Source organism: Streptacidiphilus alkalitolerans (assembly GCF_042511045.1).
GTDB lineage: Bacteria > Actinomycetota > Actinomycetes > Streptomycetales > Streptomycetaceae > Streptacidiphilus > Streptacidiphilus alkalitolerans.
The window spans coordinates 504,577-527,198 of the sequence record NZ_JBHEZX010000003.1; the positions used below are offsets into that span (position 1 = coordinate 504,577).

Genomic DNA, 22,622 nt, shown 5'->3' on the forward strand with positions numbered 1-22,622 from the left:
CCGACCCGGGCCTCGCCGGCCCCCGTTCGGATGCGACTACCTTGCCGACCCCGGCCCCGGCCCCGGCCCCGACCTCGGCCCCGGCTCAGTGCGGCCGGAGTCCGGCTCCGTCGCGGGCAGTTCCACCGTGACGCGGAGGCCGCCCTCGGAGCGCGGAGTGAGGGTCAGGGTTCCGTCGTGTGCGTGAGTGATGGTCTCGACGATCGCCAGGCCGAGGCCGACGCCCGCGTGGTCGGTACGGATGCGTTCGCTGCCGCGCTGGAACGGCTCGGTGAGCGTGGAGACCAGCTGCGGGGTGAGCCGCGCGCCGGTGTTCTCGACGGTGAGCACCACACCGTCCGGGCGGACTCCGGTGTGCACCCACACGCTGCCCTGTTCGGGCAGGTTGTGGACGATCGCGTTCTGCACGAGGTTCGTGGTCAGCTGCAGCAGGAGCGTGCGTGATCCCAGGGTGGGGGTGATGTCGCCGCTGGTCTCGATGGTGGTGCCGTGCTTTTCCGCCAGCGGCAGCAGCGTTTCGGTGGCTTCCTCCGCCAGCAGGGACAGGTCGACGTGCTCCGGGGTGAAGGACCACTGCTCGGCGCGGCTGAGCAGCAGCAGCGCCTCGGTGAGGTCGATCGCCCGGGTGTTGACGACGCGGAGGCGCTCGATGACTTCGCCGGTGTCCTGGGTCGGATCGGTGCGGGCCACGTCGAGAAGTGCCTTGGAGATCGCCAGCGGGGTGCGCAGTTCGTGCGAGGCGTTGGCTGCGAACCGCTGCTGTCCGGCGACGTGTACCTCGAGCCGTTCCAGCATCGCGTCGAAGGCGTCGGCGAGTTCACGGAACTCGTCCTTGCGGCCCGGTAGCCGGATCCGGTGGGAGAGCGACCTGGTCGTGGCCAGGCGGGTGGCCTCGGTGATGCGGGTCAGCGGGGCGAGCATCCGGCCGGCCAGGATCCACCCGCCCACCAGGCCGAACACCAGCAGGAATCCGAACACCGCGGCTGCCCTCGGCGCGAAGACCTGCAGGAGCTTGGACCGGATCGGAAAAACCCCGGCGGAGAGGGTGCCGCTGGTGCTGGGGACGCTGAGCATCGCACGGTCGGGGACGTAGCGCAGGAGGAACAGCCACACCGCCGCGAGCAGCAGGACACCGGCGACCATGAGGAATCCGGTGTAGCTGAGGGTGAGTTTGAGCCGAACGCTCATTCCAGGCGCTCGATCCGCTCGATCCGGTAGCCGACGCCCGGCACCGTGGCGATGACCCAGGGTTCGCCGAGGCGCTTGCGCAGCGCCGAGACAGTGATCCGCACAGCGTTGGTGAAGGGATCGGCGTTCTCGTCCCACGCGCGTTCCAGCAGTTCCTCGGCGCTGACCACACCGCCCTCGGCGGCGACGAGGACTTCGAGCACCGCGAACTGTTTCCGGGTCAGCGCGACATAGCGGCCGTAGCGGTAGACCTCGCGGCGGAACGGGTCCAGCCGCAGACCTGCGATCTCCCGCACGGGCGGCCTGTGGTGGGCGCGCCTGCGGTCGAGTGCCCGGAGCCGGAGCGCGAGCTCCTGGAGCTCGAAGGGTTTGGTGAGGTAGTCGTCGGCGCCGAGTTCGAACACCGAGGCCTTGTCGTCGAGCCGGTCGGCCGCGGTGAGCATCAGGATCGGCATGCCGCTGCCGGAGGCGACAACACGCTTGGCGATCTCGTCACCGGACGGTCCCGGGATGTCGCGGTCGAGGACGGCGATGTCGTAGCTGTTGCTGCTCAGCAGTTCCAGCGCGGTGTCGCCGTCGCCTGCGATGTCGGCCGCGATCGCTTCCAGGCGCAGGCTGTCGCGGATGGCCTCAGCCAGAAAGAGCTCGTCCTCGACGATCAACACACGCATGCTCTCGATGCTACGAGTCGGCACATATCGTCCGCGTATCAAAAACCCCATACGCGCCGACAACACCACCCCGCGTTGACTGACCGAATGAGCGGCAGTGAGCGAGGGCGGACGATGACCCAGGTGGACCCGGCAGAGACCGGGCAGGACGGCACCGGTACCTCGCACATCCACACCCACGCGCACACCCGCCTCCGCCGAGCGCTGGGCGCCCTGTCCCGGCCCGGCCCCTGGAAGCGCGGCCCGCTGCTCGTGGCCCTGGCGCTGCTGCTCGGGCTGCTCCTGCTGCTGCACGCGGAGATCCCGAACGGGCTAGGGAACCCCGGCAGCCTGGTGGAGACCTTCCTGCCGTGGTTCGGCCTGTGCGTCCCGGTGCTGCTGGTCGCGGCGCTGTGGCGGCGCTCCGCCGCCGCGGTGGTCGCGCTGCTGCTGCCGGTCACGGTGTGGCTGAACCTCTTCGGCGGCCTGCTCGGCGACAAGTCCCACCCGGGCGGCGACCTCACCGTCGCCGAGCAGAACGTCGACTCCGGCAACCGCGACCCGGCCGGCACCGCACGTGACCTGGCCGCCTCCGGCGCGGACCTGCTGGCCCTGGTGGAGCTGACCCCGCAGGCCACCGGCACCTACGAGAAGGGCCTGGCGAAGGCGTACCCGTACCGCACCGTGCTGGGCACGGTCGGGCTGTGGAGCAAGCTGCCGCTGTCGGACACCGAGCCGATCGACATCATGGACTACGGGCCGCTGGCGAGCACCAAACCGGCCAGTGAAAAGCTGGCCTCGAACCGGGCGCTGCGCACCACGGTGGCCACGGACCACGGGCCGCTGACGGTCTATGTGGCCCACTTGGGATCGGTACGGGTGATGCCCAGGGGAGGCTTCTGGACGGCCTCGCGGAACATCGGTGCGCAGGCGCTCGGCAAGGCGCTCACCAAGTCGATCGCCGCCGCTCCGAGCCGACCGGTGGTCCTGCTCGGCGACCTGAACGGCACCACCGACGACCGCGCCTTCACCGCCCTCACCTCGCAGCTGCGCTCGGCCCAGGCCGCAGCTGGTGACGGTTTCGGCTTCACCTGGCCGGCGGCCTTCCCGGTGGCGCGGATCGACCAGATCCTGGTCCGCGGCGTGCAGCCGGACAGTTCACGGGTGCTCCCGGCCAACGGCAGCGACCACCTGCCGGTGACGGCCGCGATCAGCTGGTGAACACCGCAGAAGCCGCCCACTCCCTGGGCCCCCTGTCGGATTCGAACCGACGACCTTCGCTCTACAAGACGAACAGAGATCATGGCGAAGCGTGACGCCTGATGTCGTGTAGCCCTGACATTGCAGGTCAGGGCTACACGATCAGGTTCGTGACCCGACTCCGGGGGCTTGCTGCCATCCCGTCCGCTCACGCATGGCACCCGAGACAGGCTGCCGTTCGACCGGCCCACCTCTCCGGTGCACGCATAGGGCGCTCGTGACATGGGGTCCTCAGCCGAATCGGAAACCAAAAAGTCCCCCAGCATCGCTTTCGTCCGTAAGTCGAGTCCCCAGAATGTAGGGCTCCGCATCGAAGGCGCCATCGCTTTGATCTTCAACACTCGCGAGGAAGTCGGAGTTGAGCGTCACGATGTACTGGAAGCCGTGCTGCTCAGCGAGTCTCGCGCCAATATTGAGGCAAGAAGCAACCTGTCGCCCATCGATCGCGTCGAAGAGATGGCTGTCATGGACCAGTATCCGCGGCGCCCTTCCAGCCTTGATCGCCGCAATCAAGCATACGATATCGATCATGAAAGTCTCAACACTTCGGACACCGATGCTTGCATCGCCAGAGACACATGGTTTGACACTGAAGATTCCCTTGGGTGTCAGTGACACCAAGAGCGACGCCTCGCGATCGGTGTAGATTTCTGCGCCTAGCTCGTTGAAGAGTGAGATCGACTCATCAAGCTTGTCGTCCCGCTCGTTCATCTCAGTTCGAACCGAAGAAATTAGTTCTGCAGTCCGAAGCTTGACAGTGTCATTAATCGTGCTGATTGAGTTTGCGCCTTCGAGTCGACGCTCTAGGTCCGCGATATTTGCTTCCTGCTTGGCGAGATCGCGCTGCATACTCATGAAGGTATCGAGCGCTACCGTCTCATCGAGGATCTGCATAACCTCGGACCTCAATCCATCCAACGTCCGACGTTTCGCGTCGATGTCATCAAGGCGAGACCGGACCGCGTCAAGTTCTTGTTCCAGAAACGAGCGCCTATTACGGACCACGGACTCATGAAACGCCGCTACTTCATCATAGCGCCTACCGACAATATCGGGGAGCACTATTCCAATCTCCGCATAAACACGCGCGAGCCTTGCGGCGACCTCATCGCCGTGGGAACTCGTCACTTCGTCTTGCAACGCTTCATCAAGCTCACGCGATCGACGTTGGAGCGCTAGGGCTTCGTCATTGAGCTTCTGAATCGCGGCACTCAACCTGTCGGCCTCATGCTGGTGGTGAGCATACTGTTCATCGACTTTGAAAGAGCGCATATCAGCCTGCATGCGGTCTCGCTGGCGGCGAGCTGTCGCCAGCTGCGCTCGAAGGGCAGGCTCATCAAGCGAGAGATGTGCAATCGCGCCCTCGCGAACCGCCTGACGGATAGCCTTTCCCTGCTTCGTAAGCCTGTCCAGGTCTCCAGCTTTGCCCAAGGTTTCCGGCGAAAGTCCCAGCATGAACCCGATCTTTACGCCGGACTCCCAATCTGCTTCGGATTGGTGACCTTTAATCGGATTCCCGAAGTACGTTCGAATCAGTTGGCCCCAAAGTTGACCAGCTGTGGGTCGAGTCGCTGCAGCAGGAATGTGGAACAAGTTTCTGCTCAGCAGCTCCCGCCATTCGTCAACATGGAGGTCTCCAGACCCTTCGATAACAGACCAGCCAGAGACGGAGACCCGTGTCGTCGGCGAAACGGGGCGTGTCACGGTGACTGGTTCCCAGCCACGTTCACCACTGGCGGGAAGCGAGAGAGTTGCCGTGAACTTATGATCTGCTAGCTCAGGTACCTTGAAATCTGATGGCAGGTCACCGGCGAGGATGTACCGCAGAATCTTTACGGAACTCGTCTTGCCAATGCTATTCCGACTGTCGCCTTGCTCCGACTCATCCGTACGATCTGCGACGAGGATGTTCAATCCATCGTGGAAGTTCAGGTTCTTGAACCTGGCATCGGATGAGGTAAGGCTGCTAAGAAACATGGGCACGCCTGATGTAGCCATCGTCCGAAACGTCCACAACTTTCATGGCATAGAGGGCCGTCAGCGCCAGCGAGAACCAGTCAAAGGTGATCCGATGCGGTCTATTCGCCGAAGTTTGACGAGAATTGTACCGATCCCAGAGAGCCGACACCGACATTGGATCGCGTAGGTCCTCAAGAAGCTCCGACCCGATCGACATAAGGGCTCGTTCGGACGAGACGCCCTTAGTGGGCAACAACATCGGGATCCCCCCCTCCAGTCGTACCTCCGCCTACAGGCGGCATCTCGAAGATGTGACATGAATCGAAGAAGTACGAGACCACAGCAAAAGCTGCATTAGCGCGCTTTCCATCCATTCGGAAATTAGCGCCGGCTACTGACACGTAGAGTCGCTCCAGGATCTCAGCAGGCTCGGCCGTGATTGACCTAACCTCCTGATAGATAGATCGGAACCTATCTCCCTGGGCGTCGTACAGACCGGGATCTGACGACTCTGAATACCAGCGGTCGATGCGGGGAGCCAAGAGTCGGCCTGAATTGAACTCAAGGCGGCTTGCGCCAGGCAGCGCATTGAAGTCCATTTTAGTCGGCGGGACCGGCAGTACACTTGCACCCGTATCGGAAGCCGAGTTAACGGTACCGAGGGCATCGAGAAGAGGAAGCAGATCGGCAAGTTCCACATTTTCAATCCCTGGAGCACCAGGGAAAATCTCATTGAGGACCATGGCGTCTAGGGTGCTCACCACTTCAGCCCAAAGGCCTTCAGGCCTGATCGCTCGAATTTTCAGCGGCCTCGCCGCAGTTTGTCCGTGGGCCTGCTGCAGCCTAGTGATCACTCTCAACGATTCAGGACCGAACGGCGCATTGGTCACAAATTTCCAAGTATGGAAAGTGTCCCATTCAGCCAGCCCTCGCACAAAGTCCGAGTTGATCTTACTTGCGAGTTCGCGTTCAGCGCTGAAACGCCCCGGCCTTTGTCCATAGCAGGCGTAAAAGATTGTTCCGGACTCGGCCAGGCCGTCACAGCCGCCATCTCCAAGCGAGCCGCTCGGAGCCGGATTGATGAAGTCGTCATGGAAGCGATCAAGCACTTTCGAAACGTAATCTTCGAATGCAGTGCCAGACGCAAAGCACGCCTGCTGGTGGCGGAAGTGATACCAATCGCGCCAGTTGGGCGTCAGCAGCACGTTTGCCTCCATCGTCGTCGACATCGACCCTCGGAGGTCGCCTCATCAAGGTTATCGCCCGTCGCGCTGCGTCGGCCCCCAGAATCGATGAGCCGAGCACTCCAGTGAACATGCACTTACTTGACCGGAGGAGATCGAGAGCCGTGAAGCCCCAGGTGGCATGATCCGGCCAGAGTGACCAGCCATAGCCCACGACGCTAGTCGACCCGGAACCCGGTTGGCTGTCGCCTGCGGTGTATCCGCTGCAAGACAGTCACAGCCAGTTCGCAGCGCACCCGGGGGTCAGGTCCATCGGTCGGCTTCCTCGCGGTGGTCAGCCCAGGCGTGGGCCGAGGCGGCCATGTGCTTCTGCCAGTTGCTTCCTTGGGGGGCTTGTTCGGCGATCTCGTCCCACATGTGGGCGTTGACGTGGGCGAACGCAGTGAGCGATTCGGCTGGGGCCGTGTCCCAGGTGCGGAGTTTCCCGGCCCAGGTTTCGGCGGAGGCTGGCGTGTGTCCGGCGTCGATCAGGCGGATCACCCAGATCGCGGGCTCGACCCAGGACGCTCCCCTAATCGGCCACGCCCAGTCGATGAAGTGCGCGCCGTAACCACAGATCAGCGTGTTCGCGGGATTTATGTCGGTGTGGAGCACAGTTTCACCGGTAAACAGGTGGGCCTGGTCGCTGTACCCCGCGCAGCGATTCACGCAGTCCAGCAACCGGATGTCGGGGCACAGGGTGGCAGCCAGCTCCTCCAGGACTGCGATGGTCAGCTCCAAGTCACTACTCACGTGGCCAAGCAACTGGTCGTCGACGGGTGGGAGGTCTACGAAGACGATCCCAAGACCGACGCCGGGGCCCGCACCATCGCCCAGGGCAAGAACACGGTCGCCCCATCGGGACCGGCAGCGAGCAGCACGCGAGGAGTGGGGCGCGGCCTGGGTCGAGGCCCGGGGGGGTGTTCACCCGCGAGGACCGCAGCTGGCTGCACCCCACCGCCGTCTCCGACCGCCTCCGCCAGCTGTACGAGACGATCGACCTCCCGCCGGTCCGCCTGCACGACCTGCGCCACGGCGCGGCGTCGATCGCGCATGCCGCCGGAGCGGACCTGCACGCCATCAAGGAGATGCTCGGCCACTTCTCGATCGCGGTCACCTCGGACACCTACACGACGCTGCTCCCCCAGGTGGACCGGGCCCTCGCCGAGGCCGCAGCGAGCCTCGTCCCCCGCGCGCAGAAGCTCGCCATCGTGCCGCCTCCGGGTGCGGAGTCCGCCGCCCAGCCGGTCAAAATCACGCCGTCCGCTCACGCAAACGACCCCGGACGAGGGGTCCGAGGCCGCCGATGAAGCCCCTAGAAGGCCAAAGCTGCAGGTCATCCGGGGTGGTGTGCTGGGCCCCCTGTCGGATTCGAACCGACGACCTTCGCTTTACAAGAGCGGTGCTCTGGCCAACTGAGCTAAGGGGGCACGGTGCCTGTCCGCAGCTTGCCACGGCAGGACCAGGGAGGAGTCTAGCGGGAGTGGGGCGGGTGCCGCGATCGGCTTCTCGGCCGCCTGGGGCGGTTCGGCCGGCGGGTACCGATTGATTTTGGTGCCCGGAAGGTACTGACAGGAGCGGGTTCGTGAAGGTAGCGTCACCAGGAGTTTACCGAAAGGTGGACTAGACCTCTGACGCACAGTGCCGCTCCGGCGGGTTGGCACGGCGGTGGCGCCGGGGGCCGCACCAGACCTGCACCATCCGCCTTTACTCGGATCGTCCGGCACGTTCCTGCCGGTGAAGGAGAGCAATAGCATGCCTACCGTGACTTTCGACAAGGCCACGCGCATCTACCCCGGCGGCACCAAGCCGGCCGTCGACGCCCTCGAGCTGGACATCGCCGACGGCGAGTTCCTCGTCCTGGTCGGTCCCTCCGGCTGCGGCAAGTCGACCAGCCTGCGGATGCTCGCGGGCCTGGAGGACGTGAACGGCGGCGCCATCCGCATCGGCGACCGCGACGTCACCCACCTCCCGCCCAAGGACCGGAACATCGCCATGGTGTTCCAGAACTACGCGCTGTACCCGCACATGACCGTCGCCGACAACATGGGCTTCGCCCTGAAGATCGCCGGCGTGAACAAGGCCGAGATCCGCAAGAAGGTCGAGGAGGCCGGCAAGATCCTCGACCTCACCGAGTACCTCGACCGCAAGCCGAAGGCGCTCTCCGGCGGTCAGCGCCAGCGTGTCGCGATGGGCCGCGCGATCGTCCGCGAGCCGCAGGTCTTCCTCATGGACGAGCCGCTGTCGAACCTGGACGCCAAGCTCCGTGTGCAGACCCGCACCCAGATCGCCTCGCTGCAGCGCCGCCTGGGCATCACCACCGTCTACGTCACCCACGACCAGGTCGAGGCCATGACCATGGGCGACCGGGTCGCGGTGCTGAAGGACGGCCTGCTCCAGCAGGTCGACTCCCCCCGCAACATGTACGACCGCCCGGCGAACCTGTTCGTGGCCGGCTTCATCGGCTCCCCCGCGATGAACCTGATCGAGGTCCCGCTCGCCGACGGCGGCGTGAAGTTCGGCAACTCGGTCATCCAGGTCTCCCGCGACGCCGTGGCCGAGGCCGCCAACGCCGGTGACACCACGGTCACCATCGGCGTCCGCCCCGAGCACCTGGACCTGGTCGGCGAGGGCACCGCGCTCACCAAGGACGGCGGCGACGGCCTGGCCGTCATCGTCAACGTGGTCGAGGAGCTCGGCGCCGACGGCTACGTCTACGGCACCGCGAACGTCGGCGGCGTGGACAAGGACCTGGTCGTCCGCGTCAGCGGCCGTGCCGTCCCGCAGAAGGGCGAGACGCTGCACGTCGTCCCGCGGGCCGGCGAGACCCACGTCTTCTCCACCTCGACCGGGGTCCGCCTCAGCGACTGACGGGTCGACAGATAAATCTACAAATAACCTTCCCTGGTGGGCATCGCGCCCACCGGGGAAGGTTTATTTATTGACAAAACCGACACGCCATCACTCATTTGAGTGACTGAATGTCGCCGAACCATTACTCATCGCTAGCATCACCAGCGTGAACCAGCTTGCGAGCCGACTCGGCAAAACCCTGGCCTTCGTCCTTCCCTTCGTTCTGGTGACGACAGGCACCCTCGCGGTGACCCGCGTCTCCTGGGCCCCAGCCGGCTCAGGAGAGAAGCAGGTCCTCGCCGCCTCCTCCCTCAATGTGGGCCGTGCACCGGCGAAGCAGGCACCGGCGAAGGCCGCGCCGCAGGACCTCCTGCGCGACCGCCTGCTGAGCACGCTGCGGACGGAGAACCCGGGCGCCGCCCTGGACGCGCTGGCGCTGGCCATGCAGCAGCAGCCCTCGCTGACCCGCTACTGCACCGGCATCGCCCGCGACCTCGGCCAGGCCGCGGTCCGCAAGTACCACGGCGACGTGAAGCGGGCCCAGTCCTTCGCCCGGCCGGTCTGCGACGGCTCCTTCGCGGTGGGGACGCTCACTCCGGCAGGCTGACCACCGCTCGGTGGAGGCGGCGTCTAGGGTTCTCCCATGACCGCTGACCTCATCCCCACCACGGAGCGCTCGCCGTTCTCCTCATCCCCGGTGACGCAAGCCGTGATCCTGGCCGGTGGACAGGGATCCAGGCTCCGTCCCTTCACCGACACACGCCCCAAGCCGATGATCGAGATCCCGGGCACCGGAATCCCGATCATCGGCCATCAGCTGCAGTGGCTGGCCGAGGAGGGGGTGACCGATGTCGTCATCTCCTGCGGCTATCTGGCCGAGGTGCTCGAGGACTGGCTCAAGGCCGCCGACCTGCCGTTGAACGTCAACACCGTGATTGAGACCGAGCCGCTCGGACGCGGCGGAGGGCTGAAGTTCGCCGCCCACTCGCTCCCGCGCAAGGACGAGCCCTGGTACGCCACCAACGGCGACATCTGGACCCGTTTCAAGCTCCAGGAGATGGCCGACTTCCACGCCGAGCGCGATGCCCACGCCACGCTCGCCCTGGCCCGGCCCCGCCTTCCCTGGGGCACGGTGAAGACCGACCAGTTCGGCAGCATCCTCGATTTCATCGAGTCCCCGCCCTCTCCTTACCTGATCAACGCCGGCGTGTATGTCTTCTCCGCCGCGTTCACGGGCATGCTGCCCGACCTCGGCGACCACGAGCGCAGCACCTTCCCCCGGCTCGCCCGCGAGCACCGCCTCTCCGGCTGGGAACTGCCCCAGGGCGTCTACTGGAGGGCCATCGACACCGCCAAGGACCTCTCCGAGGCCGCCAAGGAGCTCGCCGCCACCCGCGGCGAGTAGAAACCGCCCACCAGGCGCACAGCGGCCCACAGCGGACCTGCAGGGCCCGCAGCAACGCGATGTGGCCCGTACCGACCTTCTCGTCGGTACGGGCCACATCGCGTTGCGGGGGCAGGGGCAGGGCCGGTCAGGTCACCGGCTGCGCCTGGGTCCGGCCGCTCGACATCCCCAGCAGCGGCAGCGGGGGCGCCGCGCTGCCGAGCAGGCCGCCGATCACGCCGTTGCTGGGCGGGCCGCCCGCCGGCGGCGTGTGGTGGGCCGGCGGCTTGCTGCTCTTCGGCGCGCCGGACGTGGCCTTGCCGCCCGTCGGCCGGCTGCTGCCGCTGTGCGCGGTACCGGCGGTGTGGCCGGGTGCCGGGTGGTGGCTCGCCGACGCCTTGGGCGAGCTGGACGCGGAGGGCTTGGCGGGCTTGTGCTTGGCGGGGGCCGCCTTGGCGGGGGCCTTTCCGGTCGGCCAGATCGGGCTGGGGTACTCGGTCGGCACACCCGGGGTCGCCGGGTAGACCGTCTCGACCGGCTTGGTGCTGCGCACCGCCGCGCCGAAGGCCGAGCCCAGCAGCAGGGTGCCGCCGATCACCACGGTCGCCACCACGAAGCCCCGGCGCAGCACCCGCCGCCGCAGCGCGGACACCGCGGCGCGCTCGCCCAGCCGGCGCCACGCCTCGATGGCGAGCCGCCCGTCCAGCGAGAACAGCGGGGCCCCGGCCAGCAGCAGCGGGCTCCAGGCGGCCAGGTAGATGATCTCCGGCGCGTCGTAGGCGGGCAGGGTGCGCCAACTGACGGTCAGCAGCAGGGCCAGCGCCAGCGCCATGGCGGCGGCTGCCGCGAGCCGCTGCCACAGGCCGAGGACGGACAGCACGCCCACCACGATCTGGATGAAGGCCACCGCGAGCCCCGCGCCCACCGGGTGGGTCAGCGCGAACTGCAGCAGCGGCTGGGCCATCGGCCACGGGTGCAGCGACTGCAGCCAGTGCATCATCGAGCCGCGGGCGCCGCCGTCGAAGTAGACCGGGTCGCAGAGCTTGACGAATCCGGCGTAGATCGAGATGCCGCCCAGGAAGACCCGCAGCGGCAGCAGCACCAGCCCGAGGTCGACCCGTCGGCCGGGGTACCAGGCATGGCGAACCGGTTCTCCGGGATCGCGCTCCTCCAACTGGTACTCGGGCCCGGCGAAGCGGGGCTCGCGCCCGTCGACGTAGAGCGGCTCGTCGGCGAAGGGGTCGGCGTGGCCGCTTCCGGCCCGACCGCCCTGGCTGCCCTGACCGGCATGGCCCGCCTGGGCGCCGATCAGCGGGAGCAGCTGGGTCTCGCCCGCCGTGTCGGGGCCGCCGGACAGGCCGGACGACTGGTTCGGCAGTGCTCCGCCGCCCAGCCGCACGGCGTCGAGCAGCGGGGCCGCGCCGCCGGTCCAGGTGATCGGAGTGACCCGGGGAAGCCGGCGCGGCACCGCCGACGCGGCGTGCGCGCCCGCGCCGACGAGGGCGGGCAGCACCACCATCGGCTGGGTCTCGTCGGGCGTGAGACCCGGGTAGCGGGGCGCGGCGGGGGCGGCGGCGAAGGCAGGTGCGGCGGTCGCGGCGTCGATCAGCGGGCTGACCGAGCTGCCGAGTCGCACCCGGAAGCTCGCCGTGGTGCTGCTCAGCCGGGCCGGGTCGCTCGGTACCTTGACCGTGTAGAGCCCCGGTCCACCGTCGCTGTCCTCGGCGCCGCGTCCCCCCTGAGGGCGGTTGGGTGTTCTGGTGTCCACACCCCTCTAACCGGTTGGGAGGCCGTTTGGACACCCTCCGGGGTGAACTCCGCTCGGCCCAGGTTTCGGGCCGGCCCCGCAGCGACCGCTTTCCGGCACCGGCCCGAGCCCGCCGCGGGGCCCGGTACCGACCCTGCGAAGCGGACGGTTCAGCGCCGGCCGCGGAGCCGCGCCGCCTCGTAGAGCACGATGCCCGCGGCGACACCCGCGTTGAGCGACTCGGCAGCGCCCGGCATCGGGATCCGCACGGTCAGGTCACAGGTCTCGGAGACCAGCCGGGACAGGCCCTTGCCCTCCGAGCCGATCACGATGACCACGGGACCGGTCAGCGCCTCCAGGTCGCTGAGCTCGCCCTCGCCGTCGGCGGCCAGGCCGACCACGAAGCAGCCGGCCTTCTGGTACGCCTCCAGGGTCCGGGTCATATTGGTCATCCGGGCCACCGGCACCCGGGCCGCCGCGCCCGAGGAGGTCTTCCAGGCGCCCGCGGTCATCCCGGCGGCGCGCCGCTCGGGGATCACCACGCCGTGCCCGTCGAAGGCCGCCACCGAGCGGACGATCGCGCCGAGGTTCCGCGAGTCGGTGATCCCGTCCAGGGCCACGATCAGCGGGTCCTCGCGGTTCTTGGCGGCCCGCGCCAGCAGGTCGTCCGGGTGCGCGTACTCGTACGGCGGCACCTGGAGGATCAGGCCCTGGTGGTTGTGCCCCTCGGCGAGGTTGTCGAGCTGCATCCGCGGGGCTTCCATCAGCGGGACGCCGCGCTCGTTGGCGAGCTGCAGCGCCTCGCGCACCCGCTCGTCGTTGTCGATGAACTGCTGGACGTAGAGCGCCGAGGCGGGCACGCCGCCCTCCAGCGCCTCCACCACGGAGTTGCGGCCGTAGACCAGCTCGGAGCCGGCCTTGCCGCCGCGCCGGGCGCTGCCGCGGGACTTGTTGCCCGCGCCGGCCCGCTTGGTGGCGGCCTTGGCCATCCGGTTCTTCTTGTGCCCCTTGCGCTCGGACGCGGGCGGGGTCGGGCCCTTGCCCTCGAGCGCCTTCCGGCTGTGGCCACCGGTTCCGACCGACGGGCCCTTCTTCGAGCCGGGGTTGCGGCGGTTCCTGCGCTGGCTGTTGCCGGCCATCAGTTCAGTCCTGCTTCCATGAAGTACAACAAAATGCTTACGGTTGGTTGAGCGTCCAGCGGGAGCCGTCGGCGCGGTCCTCGATGGCGAGGCCGGCCTGGGAGAGCCGGTCCCTGATGGCGTCGGAGGTCGCGTAGTCCTTGCGCTCGCGCGCGGCCTGCCGCTGCTCCAGCACCAGCTTGACCAGGGCGTCCACCACGCCGTGCAGGTCCTCGCCCTGCGCCGGACCCGCCCACAGGGCGTCCAGCGGGTCGAGGCCCAGCACACCGAGCATCGCACGGACCTCGGCCAGACGCGCTACCGCGTTCTCCTTGTCGTCCGCCGCGAGGGCCGCGTTGCCCTGCCGGACCGCGGTGTGGACGATGGCCAGCGCCTGCGGGACGCCGAAGTCGTCGTCCATCGCCTCGGCGAAGGCCGGGGGCACCTGCGGGGCCGGCTCGACCGTGCCGTGCAGCTCGGTGACCCGCTGCGCGAAGCCCTCGATCCGGTTGAACCCGACCTCGGCCTCGCGCAGGGCCTCCTCGCTGTACTCGATCATGGAGCGGTAGTGCGGGGTGCCCAGGTAGTAGCGCAGCACGATCGGCCGCCACTTCCGCACCATCTCGGAGACCAGCACCGAGTTGCCCAGCGACTTGCTCATCTTCTCGCCGCTGAGCGTGACCCAGGCGTTGTGCAGCCAGTAGGTGGCGAACTCGTCGCCGAAGGCCTTGGACTGCGCGATCTCGTTCTCGTGGTGCGGGAAGATCAGGTCGCGTCCGCCGCCGTGGATGTCGAAGGCCGGGCCCAGGTACTTGTGCGCCATGGCCGAGCACTCCAGGTGCCAGCCGGGACGGCCGCGCCCCCACGGGGTGTCCCAGCTCGGCTCGCCGGGCTTGACCGACTTCCACAGCGCGAAGTCGCGCTGGTCCCGCTTGCCGGTCTCGCCCTCGCCCTCGGGCTGGCGCAGGTTGTCCAGCTCCTGGTGCGAGAGCGACAGGTAGTCGGGGTAGGAGGTGACGCTGAAGTAGACGTTGCCGTCGACCTCGTAGGCGTGGCCGCGCCTGATCAGCTCCTGCATCATCTCGATCATCTCCGGGACGTGCCCGGTCGCCCGCGGCTCACCGGTCGGCGGCAGGCAGCCCAGCGCGCTGTAACCGTCGTTGAAGGCACGCTCGTTGGCGTAGCCGATCTGCCACCAGGGCAGGCCGGTCTCCCGCGACTTGGCGATGATCTTGTCGTCGATGTCGGTGACGTTCCGCACGAAGGCGACGTCGTAGCCCCGGTAGGCGAACCACCGGCGCATGATGTCGAAGTTCAGCCCCGAGCGGATGTGCCCGATGTGCGGGGGCGCCTGCACGGTCGCGCCGCACAGGTAGATCGAGACACAGCCCGGCACGATCGGGACGAAGTCGCGTACCTGGCTGGCGCTGGTGTCGTACAGGCGAATGCTCACACCGTCAAGCGTAGTGGGAACGACGGGGTGCCCTGTGCCCAACCGGGCACAGGGTCTCGATACATTCACGCCGACGCAATGATCGGCAGCGGTTCCGGGACGGTCAGAGACCCCGCTCGACGATCCGACGCGGGGTCACCCGGACCACGGTGCGCACCGCCTCCGGCGGCTCGGCCGGGTACTCCTTGCCGTTGTACTTCCAGGACAGCTCGTTGATCAACTCCCGGCCGCCCTCGGTGTCCAGCGTCGCCGTGCCGCGCACCTCGACGTAGGCGAAGGGGTTGTCGGCCGGGTTGAGCAGCAGCGTCACCCGCGGGTCCTTCAGCAGATTGAGGTGCTTGCGGCGGCCCTCGAGGGTCGAGACCAGGATGTCGCCCCCGTCGGTCTTCGCCCACACCACCGACAACTGGGGCGAGCCGTCCGGCTGGACGGTCGCGACGGTGACGTAGTTCTTGCCGTCGAAGAGCGCCTTGGCCTGATCGGAGAGCTGGTCTGGCATTGCCCGGTCCTTCCTGCGGGTGAATCCGTCTGTCGCAGGCACAACCACAGCTCCCGCAGGAGTGTTCCCAGGGCTCCCCTGAAAGAGTGAGGGGCCGTCAGCGAGCAGGCCCGGGCTCGGGCTGAGCGGACGTCAGTAGACGAGCGCGGTCGCCAGCCCGACCAGTCCCTCCTCGCGTCCGGTGAACCCCAGCGCGTCGGAGGTCGCGGCGGAGACCGAGACCGGCGCGCCCAGCGCCTCGGACAGCACCCGCTGCGCCTCCTCGCGCCGCTTGCCGATCTTCGGGCGGATGCCGATGACCTGCACCGCGACATTGCCGATCTCAAACCCGGCCGCCCGGACGATCCGGCCGGCCTCGGCCAGCAGCCGGACCCCGGAGGCCCCGGACCACTCCGGCCGGCCGACGCCGAAGTGCGCCCCGAGGTCGCCCAGGCCGGCGGCCGAGAACAGCGCGTTGCAGGCGGCGTGGGCGACCACGTCGCCGTCCGAGTGGCCGTCCAGGCCGACCTCGTAGCCCTCCCAGCGCAGCCCGGCGACCCAGAGCTCGCGCCCCGCCGCGAAGGCGTGGATGTCCGCGCCGATGCCGGTACGCGGCAGCCGCGGCACCGCCCGCTCGGCGGGCTTTGATTCAGCGGGCACCGGTTCAGAACTCATCGAGCGACCTCCTCCGGGCCAGTACCGCCTCGGCCAGCACCAGGTCCAGCGGCCTGGTCACCTTGAACGCCTCCTCGTGCCCGGGCACCACCACCACGCTGCCGCCGTAGCGCTCGACCAGGCCGGCGTCGTCGGTCGCGTCCACCCCGTCAAGCAGCGCCTTCTCGTGCACCCGGAGCAGCACCTCGCGGCGGAAGCCCTGCGGGGTCTGCACCGCGCGCAGGGTGCTGCGGTCGGGCGTGCCGACCACCGGTTCGGGGCGGCCGGGCGCGGCGGCGGGGCCGACCTGCTTGACCGTGTCGGCCAGCGGCACGGCCGGGACCACCGCCTCGGCCCCGTCCGCGACGGCGCGGGCGACCGCGTCCACCACGTCCACCGGGACCAGCGGCCGGGCCGCGTCGTGCACCAGCACCACGTCCACCGTCGCCGGGACGGCGGCGAGGCCGAGCCGGACCGACTCCTGCCGGGTGTCGCCGCCGGGAACCACCGCGATGGCGGTGCCGTCGTGGCCGTCCAGGCCGTACTGGTCCAGCAGCGCCCGTACCCGGGCCGTGCCGTCGACGGGCGCGACCACGACCACCAGGGTCACGGCACGGGAGCGCGCGAGCGCCCGGACGGCGTGCACCAGCAGGGGCACGCCCCCGAGTTCACGCAGGGCCTTGGGGGCACCGGGGCCCAGTCGTTCGCCCCGCCCTGCGGCGGGGACCACTGCTGCGGCGTTCAGGGTTTTGTTCCTTCGGGGATGTGGGTATGGCCAAGGCGTGCCCGGCCGAGCGCCTTCCGTGGAGCTCGACCTGCTCGGCCCGGCACCGGAACAGTACCGGGACGGTCCCGGCTACGACTTCCCGGAACGCGGCGTTCCGGACAGCACCCGTTCCGACAGCACCTGTTCCAGACGCGACTCAGCGCCCGCCGTCGGAAACGGCGAGCGCTGGATCGTTGTGTACGCAGGCGTGGGGCCGGCGGCTCAGGAGGCGAGGACCTCGTCGAGCAGCGTTTCGGCCTTGTCCTCGTTGGTGTTCTCAGCGAGTGCCAGCTCGCTGACCAGAATCTGCCTGGCCTTGGCCAGCATCCGCTTCTCACCAGCGGACAGCCCGCGCTCGCGCTCACGTCGCCAAAGGTCGCGCACAACCTCCGCGACCTTGATAACGTCACCCGAAGCAAGCTTTTCCAGGTTCGCCTTGTAGCGGCGGGACCAGTTGGTGGGCTCTTCGGTGTACGGTGCCCGCAGCACCTCGAAAACCCGGTCCAACCCATCCTGGCCGACCACATCGCGGACGCCTACGAACTCTGCGTTCTCCGCAGGCACGCGAAGCGTCAGGTCACCCTGCTGCACCTTCAGCACCAGGTAGGTCTTGTCCACACCCTTGATCTGGCGAATTTCGATTGCCTCGATCAGCGCGGCCCCGTGATGGGGGTAGACCACGGTGTCGCCAACCTTGAACGTCATGTGACAGGTACCCCTTCCGTGGCTTTCCAGAATAACACGGTTGCGGCCATATCCGAAGGGCGTTTTCGCAGGTCAGAGCCGTTCTCAGGGCTTGACAACCACCCCTGTTGCGTGCTGCGACCCCAGTTCGAGACAGGCTTCCCGCAGGTCGGAGTGCCTGCGCACGAACCGACGGGCTCCGCGAAAGCAGATGTCGATCTTACGTAAAAGGCGTAACTCAACCGTTATCTGATCTTCCCCCGGCCGGGTCGCGGAACCCTGCGCGGAAGCTGTGGATCACGCCGCGGGATGCGCGCGGCGTGCATGCGGGAAGCGATCAGGACGCGACACGGGGCCACCCCGTGCGGAGCCGATTCCGGGGCTCGGTAATCTGATCGCGGCCAGCCCGCCACATCTGTCGCACAACTGAGGAGAAGTCACCGCCGTGAGCCGCAGTCTTCGTCGCGGCGCAGTCGCCGCCGTCATCATCGCGACCGCTCCCATCCTCGCCGCCTGTTCCGCGGGGGACAGCGCGGCGACCCTCCAGGTGAAGCCCGACAACGCTGCCACCTCCATCCCGCTCGCCGACGGCACCGCGCTCAAGCTGAACGGCATCACCGTGGTGACCGACGCCACAGGGAAGGCCCCGGCCAGCGTCGTCGTGAACATCGCCAACGGCGGCCCGACCGCGGACACCCTGACCGGTGTCACCGTGGACGGCGTCCCGGCCGTGCTCAGCGGCAGCCCGACCATCCCGTCGCTCGGCTCGCTGGCGCTCGGCGCCCCCGGGCAGGCCTCGGCGACCGTGCCGACGCTCACCGCCACGCCGGGCCAGAACACCGCCGTGTCCTTCACCTTCACCACGGCCGGGTCGGCCCAGGTGCAGGCGCTGGTCACCACCGGCACCGGCGAGTACGCCTCCTACGCGCCCTCGCCGTCGCCCACCCCGACGCCCACGCCGGTGGCCACCGCCACCGCCACGGCGACCTCCACGGCGACCGCGACCGCCACGTCCACCAAGAAGCCCTGACCCGAACGGGTACGACTGTGCCCCCGAAAGGGTCATCCTTTCGGGGGCACTGTCCGGTGCTCCGCGGCGCGTCCTGCGGCGCGGTCTACGGCTCGAACTTGTAGCCGAGGCCGCGGACGGTGACCAGGTAGCGCGGCGCGCCGGGGTCCGGCTCGATCTTGGCGCGCAGCCGCTTCACGTGGACGTCCAGGGTCTTGGTGTCACCGACGTAGTCGGCGCCCCAGACCCGGTCTATCAGCTGCATCCGGGTGAGCACCCGGCCGGCGTTGCGGAGCAGCATCTCCAGCAGGTCGAACTCCTTGAGCGGGAGGTCGACCTTGGCGCCGTCCACGGTCACCACATGCCGGTCCACGTCCATCCGGACCGGGCCCGCCTCCAGCGCGCCGGGGCCGCCGACGGTGGTCTCCGGCTCGCCGCGGCGCCGCAGCACCGCGCGGATCCGGGCCACCAGCTCGCGGGTAGAGTAGGGCTTGGTGACGTAGTCGTCCGCCCCTATCTCCAGACCGACCACCTTGTCGATCTCGCTGTCCTTGGCAGTCACCATGATCACCGGGACGCTCGACTTCGCTCTGAGCTGGCGGCAGACCTCGGTGCCGGGCAGGCCCGGCAGCATCAGGTCGAGCAGCACCAGGTCGGCGCCGTTGCGCTCGAACTGGTCCAGCGCGTCTGGGCCGGTGGCGGCGATGGCCACCTCGAAGCCCTCCTTGCGGAGCATGTAGGAGAGGGCATCGCTGAAGGACTCTTCGTCCTCGACGACAAGCACACGGGTCACGGCTGGACCTCCGGGGCAGGCAGATGGGCAGGCAGGTGGGCGGGGACGGCACCGGGGTCGGCGTCGCCGTCGTGGTCGCTGTCGGTCTCGTGGTCGCCGGCGGTCTCGTACTCGCCGTCGGTGTCGCTGTCGGCGGGATCCGCGAACGGGGTGCGGTCGCGGGCCGAGTCGCCCCTGGGCGTCGTGGGCAGACGCAGGGTGAAGGTGGAGCCCTGGCCCTCGACGCTCCACACCGAGACCGTGCCGCCGTGCGAGGCGGCGACGTGCTTGACGATGGAGAGCCCGAGGCCGGTGCCGCCGGTGGCCCTGGAGCGGGCCGGGTCGACCCGGTAGAAGCGCTCGAAGATCCGCTCGCGGTCCCGCTCGGAGATGCCGGTGCCCTGGTCGGTCACCGATATCTCCACGGTCTCCACCTTGGACCCCGGCACCTTGCGGGCGGCGATGGCGACCCTGGTGCGGGCCGGGCTGTAGTTGACGGCGTTCTCGACCAGATTGCCGAGGGCCGCGGCCAGCTGGCCGCGGTTGCCGTGCAGCCGGAGGCCGGCGATGCCGCCGGCGGCCATGGTGATCTGCTTGGCCGCGGCCTGGTGCCGGCAGCGGTCCATCGCCTCGGCGACCAGCTCGTCCACCGCGACCGGCTCGGCGTCGGTGAGCCGCTCGTCGTCCTGGACCCGGGAGAGTTCGATGATCTCCTGGACCAGGCTGGTGAGCCGGGTGGCCTCGATCAGCATCCGGCCGGCGAAGCGGCGGACCGCCTCGGGGTCGTCGCTGGCGTCCTGGACCGCTTCGGAGAGCAGGGACAGGGCGCCGACCGGGGTCTTCAGCTCGTGCGACACATTCGCGACGAAGTCGCGGCGGACCGCCTCGATCCGGCGGGCCTCGGTCAGGTCCTCGACCAGCACCAGGACCAGCCGGGAGCCGAGCGGGGCGACCCGTACCGACACCGCCAGCGGGTCGCCGTTCAGCTTGCCGCCGCCCCGGGGGATGTCCAGGTCGGCCTGGCGTATCTCCCCGTCGCGGCGGGTCAGCCGGGCCATCGCCAGCATCTCGTCGACGGCGATCGCCCCGCCCCTGACCAGGCCCAGCGCATACGCGGCGGAGCTGGCCTTGATGACCTGGTCGCTGTCGTCGAGCACCACCGCGCAGGAGCGCAGCACCGACAGCACGGTGTCCACTCCCGGCGGCAGCTCGGGTTCGGGCTGCACGTCGATCCGTTTCACGGACTTCTTTCGGTCCTTCTCGCTCCAGCGGAAGGACAGTGCGGCGGTGAGGCCGACTCCGAGCCCGGCAAGCGCGCTCGCTGCGGCTTCAGCCACGTTCACGTCCATGCGTTCAGCGTAAGCGCACAGTGATGACCTGCTGTAACCCCTGGACAAGGGCATCAGCCTGCGGTCGCCGAGAATTCACCTCGGCGTCGGCGGTGGTTCACTCCTTCTGGCCTGGAGGGACGTCCGGACAGCCCATGGTGGGGTTATACGTTCGGATTAGTAGCCAGACCAGTCAGCAGGAGGAGCGGGACGATGCGCGACGCGTACCACGAGGAACTCGATTCGATCGGCGACGGCCTGGTCGAGATGGCCCGGCTGGCAGGCTCCGCGATCGGACGGGCGACCACGGCACTGCTCGACGCGGACCTCGCTCTCGCCGAGAGCGTCATCGCCGCCGACGAGAAGATCGACGATCTGCACCACGACCTGGAGAACCGGGCCATCGCCCTGCTGGCCCGGCAGCAGCCGGTGGCCACCGACCTGCGCATCGTGGTCACCTCGCTGCGGATGAGCGCGGACCTGGAGCGGGCCGGCGACCTGGCCCGCCACGTGGCGAAGCTGGCCCGGCTGCGCTACCCCGAGTCCGCGGTCCCGGCGGACCTGCACCCGATCGTGCTGGAGATGGGCCAGTTGGCGCAGCGCCTGGTCACCAAGGCCGGCCTGGTGATCTCCTCCAAGGACGTGGACGCCGCGCTGGAGCTGGAGCGGGACGACGACGAGATCGACGAGCTGCACCGCCAGCTGTTCTCGCACCTGCTGGACGACCGCTGGCAGCACGGCATCGAGACCGCCGTGGACGTGACCCTCTGCGGGCGCTACTACGAGCGCTTCGCGGACCACGCGGTGTCGGTGGCGAAGCGCGTGGTCTTCCTGGTGACCGGCGAGCACGCGGACGACTTCGTCGCCGACCCCAAGTAACCCGGGCAACCCGAGCAGCCGAGGAACACGGGGGCGCGTGAGCGGGCGTGCGGGAGACTCCGTACGCCCGTTGACGCTCTGTGAACGGGCGGCTTCACTGAGGCATAGGAACCACAGTCCGACGAAGGGTCCACCTATGGCTCAGGCTCCGAACCCGCCCACCGCGAGCGCCACCGACCAGGCCGATCCCACCGCCCAGCAGACCCTGCGGATCCCGCTGCCCATGCTGGCGGCCTGCGGCTGCGGTTCGGGCTGCGGCTGCGGCTGCCAGTCCGGCTCGCCCTGCCAGTGCGGCGGCAAGCACTGACCGCCGCCGGCTGAGCGAAAGGGCCCCTCGACCAGTGCCGGTCGAGGGGCCTCTCGGTGTGCTGGGTGCGCGTACCGCTACTTCTTCTTGCCCTGGTTGGCCACGGCCTCGGCCGCGATCTTCGCGGCCTCCGGGTCCAGGTAGCGGCCGCCCTTGGTGAGCGGCTTGAAGTCGGCGTCCAGCTCGTAGAGCAGCGGGATGCCGGTGGGGATGTTGAGCGCGGCGATGTCCGCGTCGGAGATGCCGTCGAGGTGCTTGACCAGGGCGCGCAGCGAGTTGCCGTGCGCGGTGACCAGGACCGTGCGCCCGTCGGCGAGGTCCGGCACGATCGCGTCGTACCAGTAGGGCAGCATCCGCTCGACGACGTCCTTGAGGCACTCGGTCTGCGGCCGGACGTCGGCGGGGAGCTGGGCGTAGCGGGAGTCGTGCGCCTGCGAGTACTCGGCGTCGGCGGCGAGTACGGGCGGCGGGGTGTCGTACGAGCGGCGCCAGAGCATGAACTGCTCCTCGCCGAACTCGGCCAGGGTCTGTGCCTTGTCCTTGCCCTGGAGCGCACCGTAGTGACGCTCGTTCAGGCGCCAGGAGCGGCGCACCGGGATCCAGTGGCGGTCGGCCCGGTCGAGGGCGATCTGCGCGGTGCGGATGGCGCGCCGCAGCAGGGAGGTGTGCAGGACGTCCGGAAGGAAGCCCTCGGCGGCAAGCAGTTCGCCGCCGCGCACGGCCTCCTTCTCGCCCTTCTCGTTGAGGTCGACGTCGACCCAGCCGGTGAAGAGGTTCTTCTCGTTCCACTGGCTCTCGCCGTGGCGGAGCAGGACAAGACGGTAGGGAGCTTCAGCCATGGCGAGAAGCCTAGTCGAGATGGCCGACCGGGAAACCCGGTGGCGGCGGCGGTGAGACAGTGAGTAATCTC

The 22,622-nt window shown here is 68.6% G+C and carries 24 protein-coding genes and 1 tRNA gene; 8 read left to right on the forward strand and 17 right to left on the reverse strand.

All coding sequences use genetic code 11. The features are described from left to right. Window positions 1–36: 36 nt before the first annotated feature. A complete protein-coding gene (locus tag ACEZDG_RS09095; protein ID WP_380505141.1) occupies window positions 37–1,188 on the reverse strand; it encodes a sensor histidine kinase in 1,152 nt (383 codons plus the stop codon). Beyond that, the gene (locus ACEZDG_RS09100; RefSeq protein ID WP_380505144.1) at window positions 1,185–1,859 is read right to left on the reverse strand and encodes a response regulator transcription factor; all 675 of its coding nucleotides are present in this window, start codon (window positions 1,857–1,859) and stop codon (window positions 1,185–1,187) included. The genes ACEZDG_RS09095 and ACEZDG_RS09100 overlap by 4 nt, the downstream gene beginning before the upstream one ends. A gap of 87 nt (window positions 1,860–1,946) precedes the next feature. On the opposite strand from ACEZDG_RS09100, the gene ACEZDG_RS09105 reads away from it, so the two are divergent. Next, window positions 1,947–3,059 carry an endonuclease/exonuclease/phosphatase family protein gene (locus tag ACEZDG_RS09105; protein ID WP_380505147.1) on the forward strand — a complete coding sequence of 371 codons (1,113 nt, stop codon included), beginning with the start codon at window positions 1,947–1,949 and terminating at the stop codon, window positions 3,057–3,059. A 270-nt stretch (window positions 3,060–3,329) separates the two neighbouring features. Here the strand turns inward: ACEZDG_RS09105 and ACEZDG_RS09110 are convergent, their stop codons facing one another. From ACEZDG_RS09110 to ACEZDG_RS09125, 4 genes are all read right to left on the reverse strand, one after another. Then, window positions 3,330–5,096: an ABC-three component system protein gene (locus ACEZDG_RS09110; protein WP_380505150.1), complete on the reverse strand. Its 1,767-nt coding sequence runs from the start codon at window positions 5,094–5,096 to the stop codon at window positions 3,330–3,332. After that, window positions 5,065–5,316, reverse strand: coding sequence for an ABC-three component system middle component 6 (locus ACEZDG_RS09115; RefSeq protein ID WP_380505153.1), 252 nt, complete (start codon window positions 5,314–5,316; stop codon window positions 5,065–5,067). The genes ACEZDG_RS09110 and ACEZDG_RS09115 overlap by 32 nt, the downstream gene beginning before the upstream one ends. Further along, window positions 5,300–6,286, reverse strand: coding sequence for an ABC-three component system protein (locus tag ACEZDG_RS09120; protein WP_380505156.1), 987 nt, complete (start codon window positions 6,284–6,286; stop codon window positions 5,300–5,302). The genes ACEZDG_RS09115 and ACEZDG_RS09120 overlap by 17 nt, the downstream gene beginning before the upstream one ends. 258 nt (window positions 6,287–6,544) lie before the next feature. Continuing rightward, window positions 6,545–7,021: a hypothetical protein gene (locus ACEZDG_RS09125; protein WP_380505159.1), complete on the reverse strand. Its 477-nt coding sequence runs from the start codon at window positions 7,019–7,021 to the stop codon at window positions 6,545–6,547. 179 nt (window positions 7,022–7,200) lie between these two features. Here ACEZDG_RS09125 and ACEZDG_RS09130 point away from each other — a divergent pair, with 179 nt between their 5' ends. Further along, window positions 7,201–7,590, forward strand: a complete 390-nt coding sequence (locus ACEZDG_RS09130) for a tyrosine-type recombinase/integrase (RefSeq protein WP_380505162.1) — start codon at window positions 7,201–7,203, stop codon at window positions 7,588–7,590. Between the two features lie 46 nt (window positions 7,591–7,636). Here ACEZDG_RS09130 and ACEZDG_RS09135 read toward each other — a convergent pair. Beyond that, window positions 7,637–7,710, reverse strand: a tRNA-Thr gene (locus ACEZDG_RS09135). A gap of 325 nt (window positions 7,711–8,035) precedes the next feature. Here ACEZDG_RS09135 and ACEZDG_RS09140 point away from each other — a divergent pair. The 3 genes from ACEZDG_RS09140 to ACEZDG_RS09150 all read left to right on the forward strand — a co-directional run bounded on the left by ACEZDG_RS09140 (window position 8,036) and on the right by ACEZDG_RS09150 (window position 10,538). Continuing rightward, complete coding sequence (locus ACEZDG_RS09140) at window positions 8,036–9,151, forward strand: ABC transporter ATP-binding protein (RefSeq protein ID WP_380505165.1); 1,116 nt, start codon at window positions 8,036–8,038, stop codon at window positions 9,149–9,151. Between the two features lie 148 nt (window positions 9,152–9,299). Continuing rightward, a complete protein-coding gene (locus tag ACEZDG_RS09145; RefSeq protein WP_380505168.1) occupies window positions 9,300–9,740 on the forward strand; it encodes a hypothetical protein in 441 nt (146 codons plus the stop codon). 36 nt (window positions 9,741–9,776) lie between these two features. Next, on the forward strand, window positions 9,777–10,538 hold the full coding sequence (locus ACEZDG_RS09150; protein WP_380505171.1) for a nucleotidyltransferase family protein: 762 nt from the start codon (window positions 9,777–9,779) through the stop codon (window positions 10,536–10,538). A 127-nt stretch (window positions 10,539–10,665) separates the two neighbouring features. On the opposite strand, the gene ACEZDG_RS09155 is transcribed toward ACEZDG_RS09150, so the two are convergent. The 7 genes from ACEZDG_RS09155 to ACEZDG_RS09185 form a co-directional block, all read right to left on the reverse strand. Further along, window positions 10,666–12,285: a DoxX family protein gene (locus ACEZDG_RS09155; protein ID WP_380505174.1), complete on the reverse strand. Its 1,620-nt coding sequence runs from the start codon at window positions 12,283–12,285 to the stop codon at window positions 10,666–10,668. A 149-nt stretch (window positions 12,286–12,434) separates the two neighbouring features. Further along, window positions 12,435–13,403, reverse strand: a complete 969-nt coding sequence (gene rlmB / locus ACEZDG_RS09160; RefSeq protein ID WP_380505177.1) for a 23S rRNA (guanosine(2251)-2'-O)-methyltransferase RlmB — start codon at window positions 13,401–13,403, stop codon at window positions 12,435–12,437. Between the two features lie 37 nt (window positions 13,404–13,440). Continuing rightward, window positions 13,441–14,835 carry a cysteine--tRNA ligase gene (cysS, locus tag ACEZDG_RS09165; protein ID WP_380505180.1) on the reverse strand — a complete coding sequence of 465 codons (1,395 nt, stop codon included), beginning with the start codon at window positions 14,833–14,835 and terminating at the stop codon, window positions 13,441–13,443. A gap of 103 nt (window positions 14,836–14,938) precedes the next feature. Next, the gene (locus tag ACEZDG_RS09170) at window positions 14,939–15,334 is read right to left on the reverse strand and encodes a PPOX class F420-dependent oxidoreductase (RefSeq protein ID WP_380505183.1); all 396 of its coding nucleotides are present in this window, start codon (window positions 15,332–15,334) and stop codon (window positions 14,939–14,941) included. 132 nt (window positions 15,335–15,466) lie between these two features. Next, a complete protein-coding gene (gene ispF, locus ACEZDG_RS09175; RefSeq protein WP_380505186.1) occupies window positions 15,467–15,988 on the reverse strand; it encodes a 2-C-methyl-D-erythritol 2,4-cyclodiphosphate synthase in 522 nt (173 codons plus the stop codon). Next, entirely contained in the window at window positions 15,978–16,712 is a 735-nt protein-coding gene (gene ispD, locus ACEZDG_RS09180; RefSeq protein WP_380505470.1) for a 2-C-methyl-D-erythritol 4-phosphate cytidylyltransferase, read from the reverse strand. Before ispD ends, ispF begins: the two co-directional genes overlap by 11 nt. A gap of 243 nt (window positions 16,713–16,955) precedes the next feature. After that, on the reverse strand, window positions 16,956–17,438 hold the full coding sequence (locus ACEZDG_RS09185; protein WP_030255707.1) for a CarD family transcriptional regulator: 483 nt from the start codon (window positions 17,436–17,438) through the stop codon (window positions 16,956–16,958). 424 nt (window positions 17,439–17,862) lie between these two features. Between ACEZDG_RS09185 and ACEZDG_RS09190 the strand changes: the two genes are divergently transcribed. Continuing rightward, window positions 17,863–18,447, forward strand: a complete 585-nt coding sequence (locus tag ACEZDG_RS09190) for a DUF461 domain-containing protein (RefSeq protein ID WP_380505189.1) — start codon at window positions 17,863–17,865, stop codon at window positions 18,445–18,447. A gap of 85 nt (window positions 18,448–18,532) precedes the next feature. On the opposite strand, the gene ACEZDG_RS09195 is transcribed toward ACEZDG_RS09190, so the two are convergent. Together ACEZDG_RS09195 and ACEZDG_RS09200 are read right to left on the reverse strand one after the other, a co-directional pair. Next, the gene (locus ACEZDG_RS09195) at window positions 18,533–19,219 is read right to left on the reverse strand and encodes a response regulator transcription factor (RefSeq protein ID WP_030255711.1); all 687 of its coding nucleotides are present in this window, start codon (window positions 19,217–19,219) and stop codon (window positions 18,533–18,535) included. Beyond that, entirely contained in the window at window positions 19,216–20,547 is a 1,332-nt protein-coding gene (locus tag ACEZDG_RS09200; RefSeq protein WP_380505194.1) for a sensor histidine kinase, read from the reverse strand. The genes ACEZDG_RS09195 and ACEZDG_RS09200 overlap by 4 nt, the downstream gene beginning before the upstream one ends. 192 nt (window positions 20,548–20,739) lie before the next feature. On the opposite strand from ACEZDG_RS09200, the gene phoU reads away from it, so the two are divergent. Both phoU and ACEZDG_RS09210 read left to right on the forward strand, forming a co-directional pair. Further along, window positions 20,740–21,405, forward strand: coding sequence for a phosphate signaling complex protein PhoU (gene phoU, locus ACEZDG_RS09205; RefSeq protein WP_380505197.1), 666 nt, complete (start codon window positions 20,740–20,742; stop codon window positions 21,403–21,405). Window positions 21,406–21,541: 136 nt separating this feature from the next. Continuing rightward, window positions 21,542–21,712: a hypothetical protein gene (locus ACEZDG_RS09210; RefSeq protein ID WP_380505199.1), complete on the forward strand. Its 171-nt coding sequence runs from the start codon at window positions 21,542–21,544 to the stop codon at window positions 21,710–21,712. Window positions 21,713–21,789: 77 nt separating this feature from the next. Here the strand turns inward: ACEZDG_RS09210 and ACEZDG_RS09215 are convergent, their stop codons facing one another. Further along, complete coding sequence (locus tag ACEZDG_RS09215) at window positions 21,790–22,551, reverse strand: phosphoglyceromutase (protein WP_380505201.1); 762 nt, start codon at window positions 22,549–22,551, stop codon at window positions 21,790–21,792. Between the last annotated feature and the right edge of the window lie 71 nt (window positions 22,552–22,622).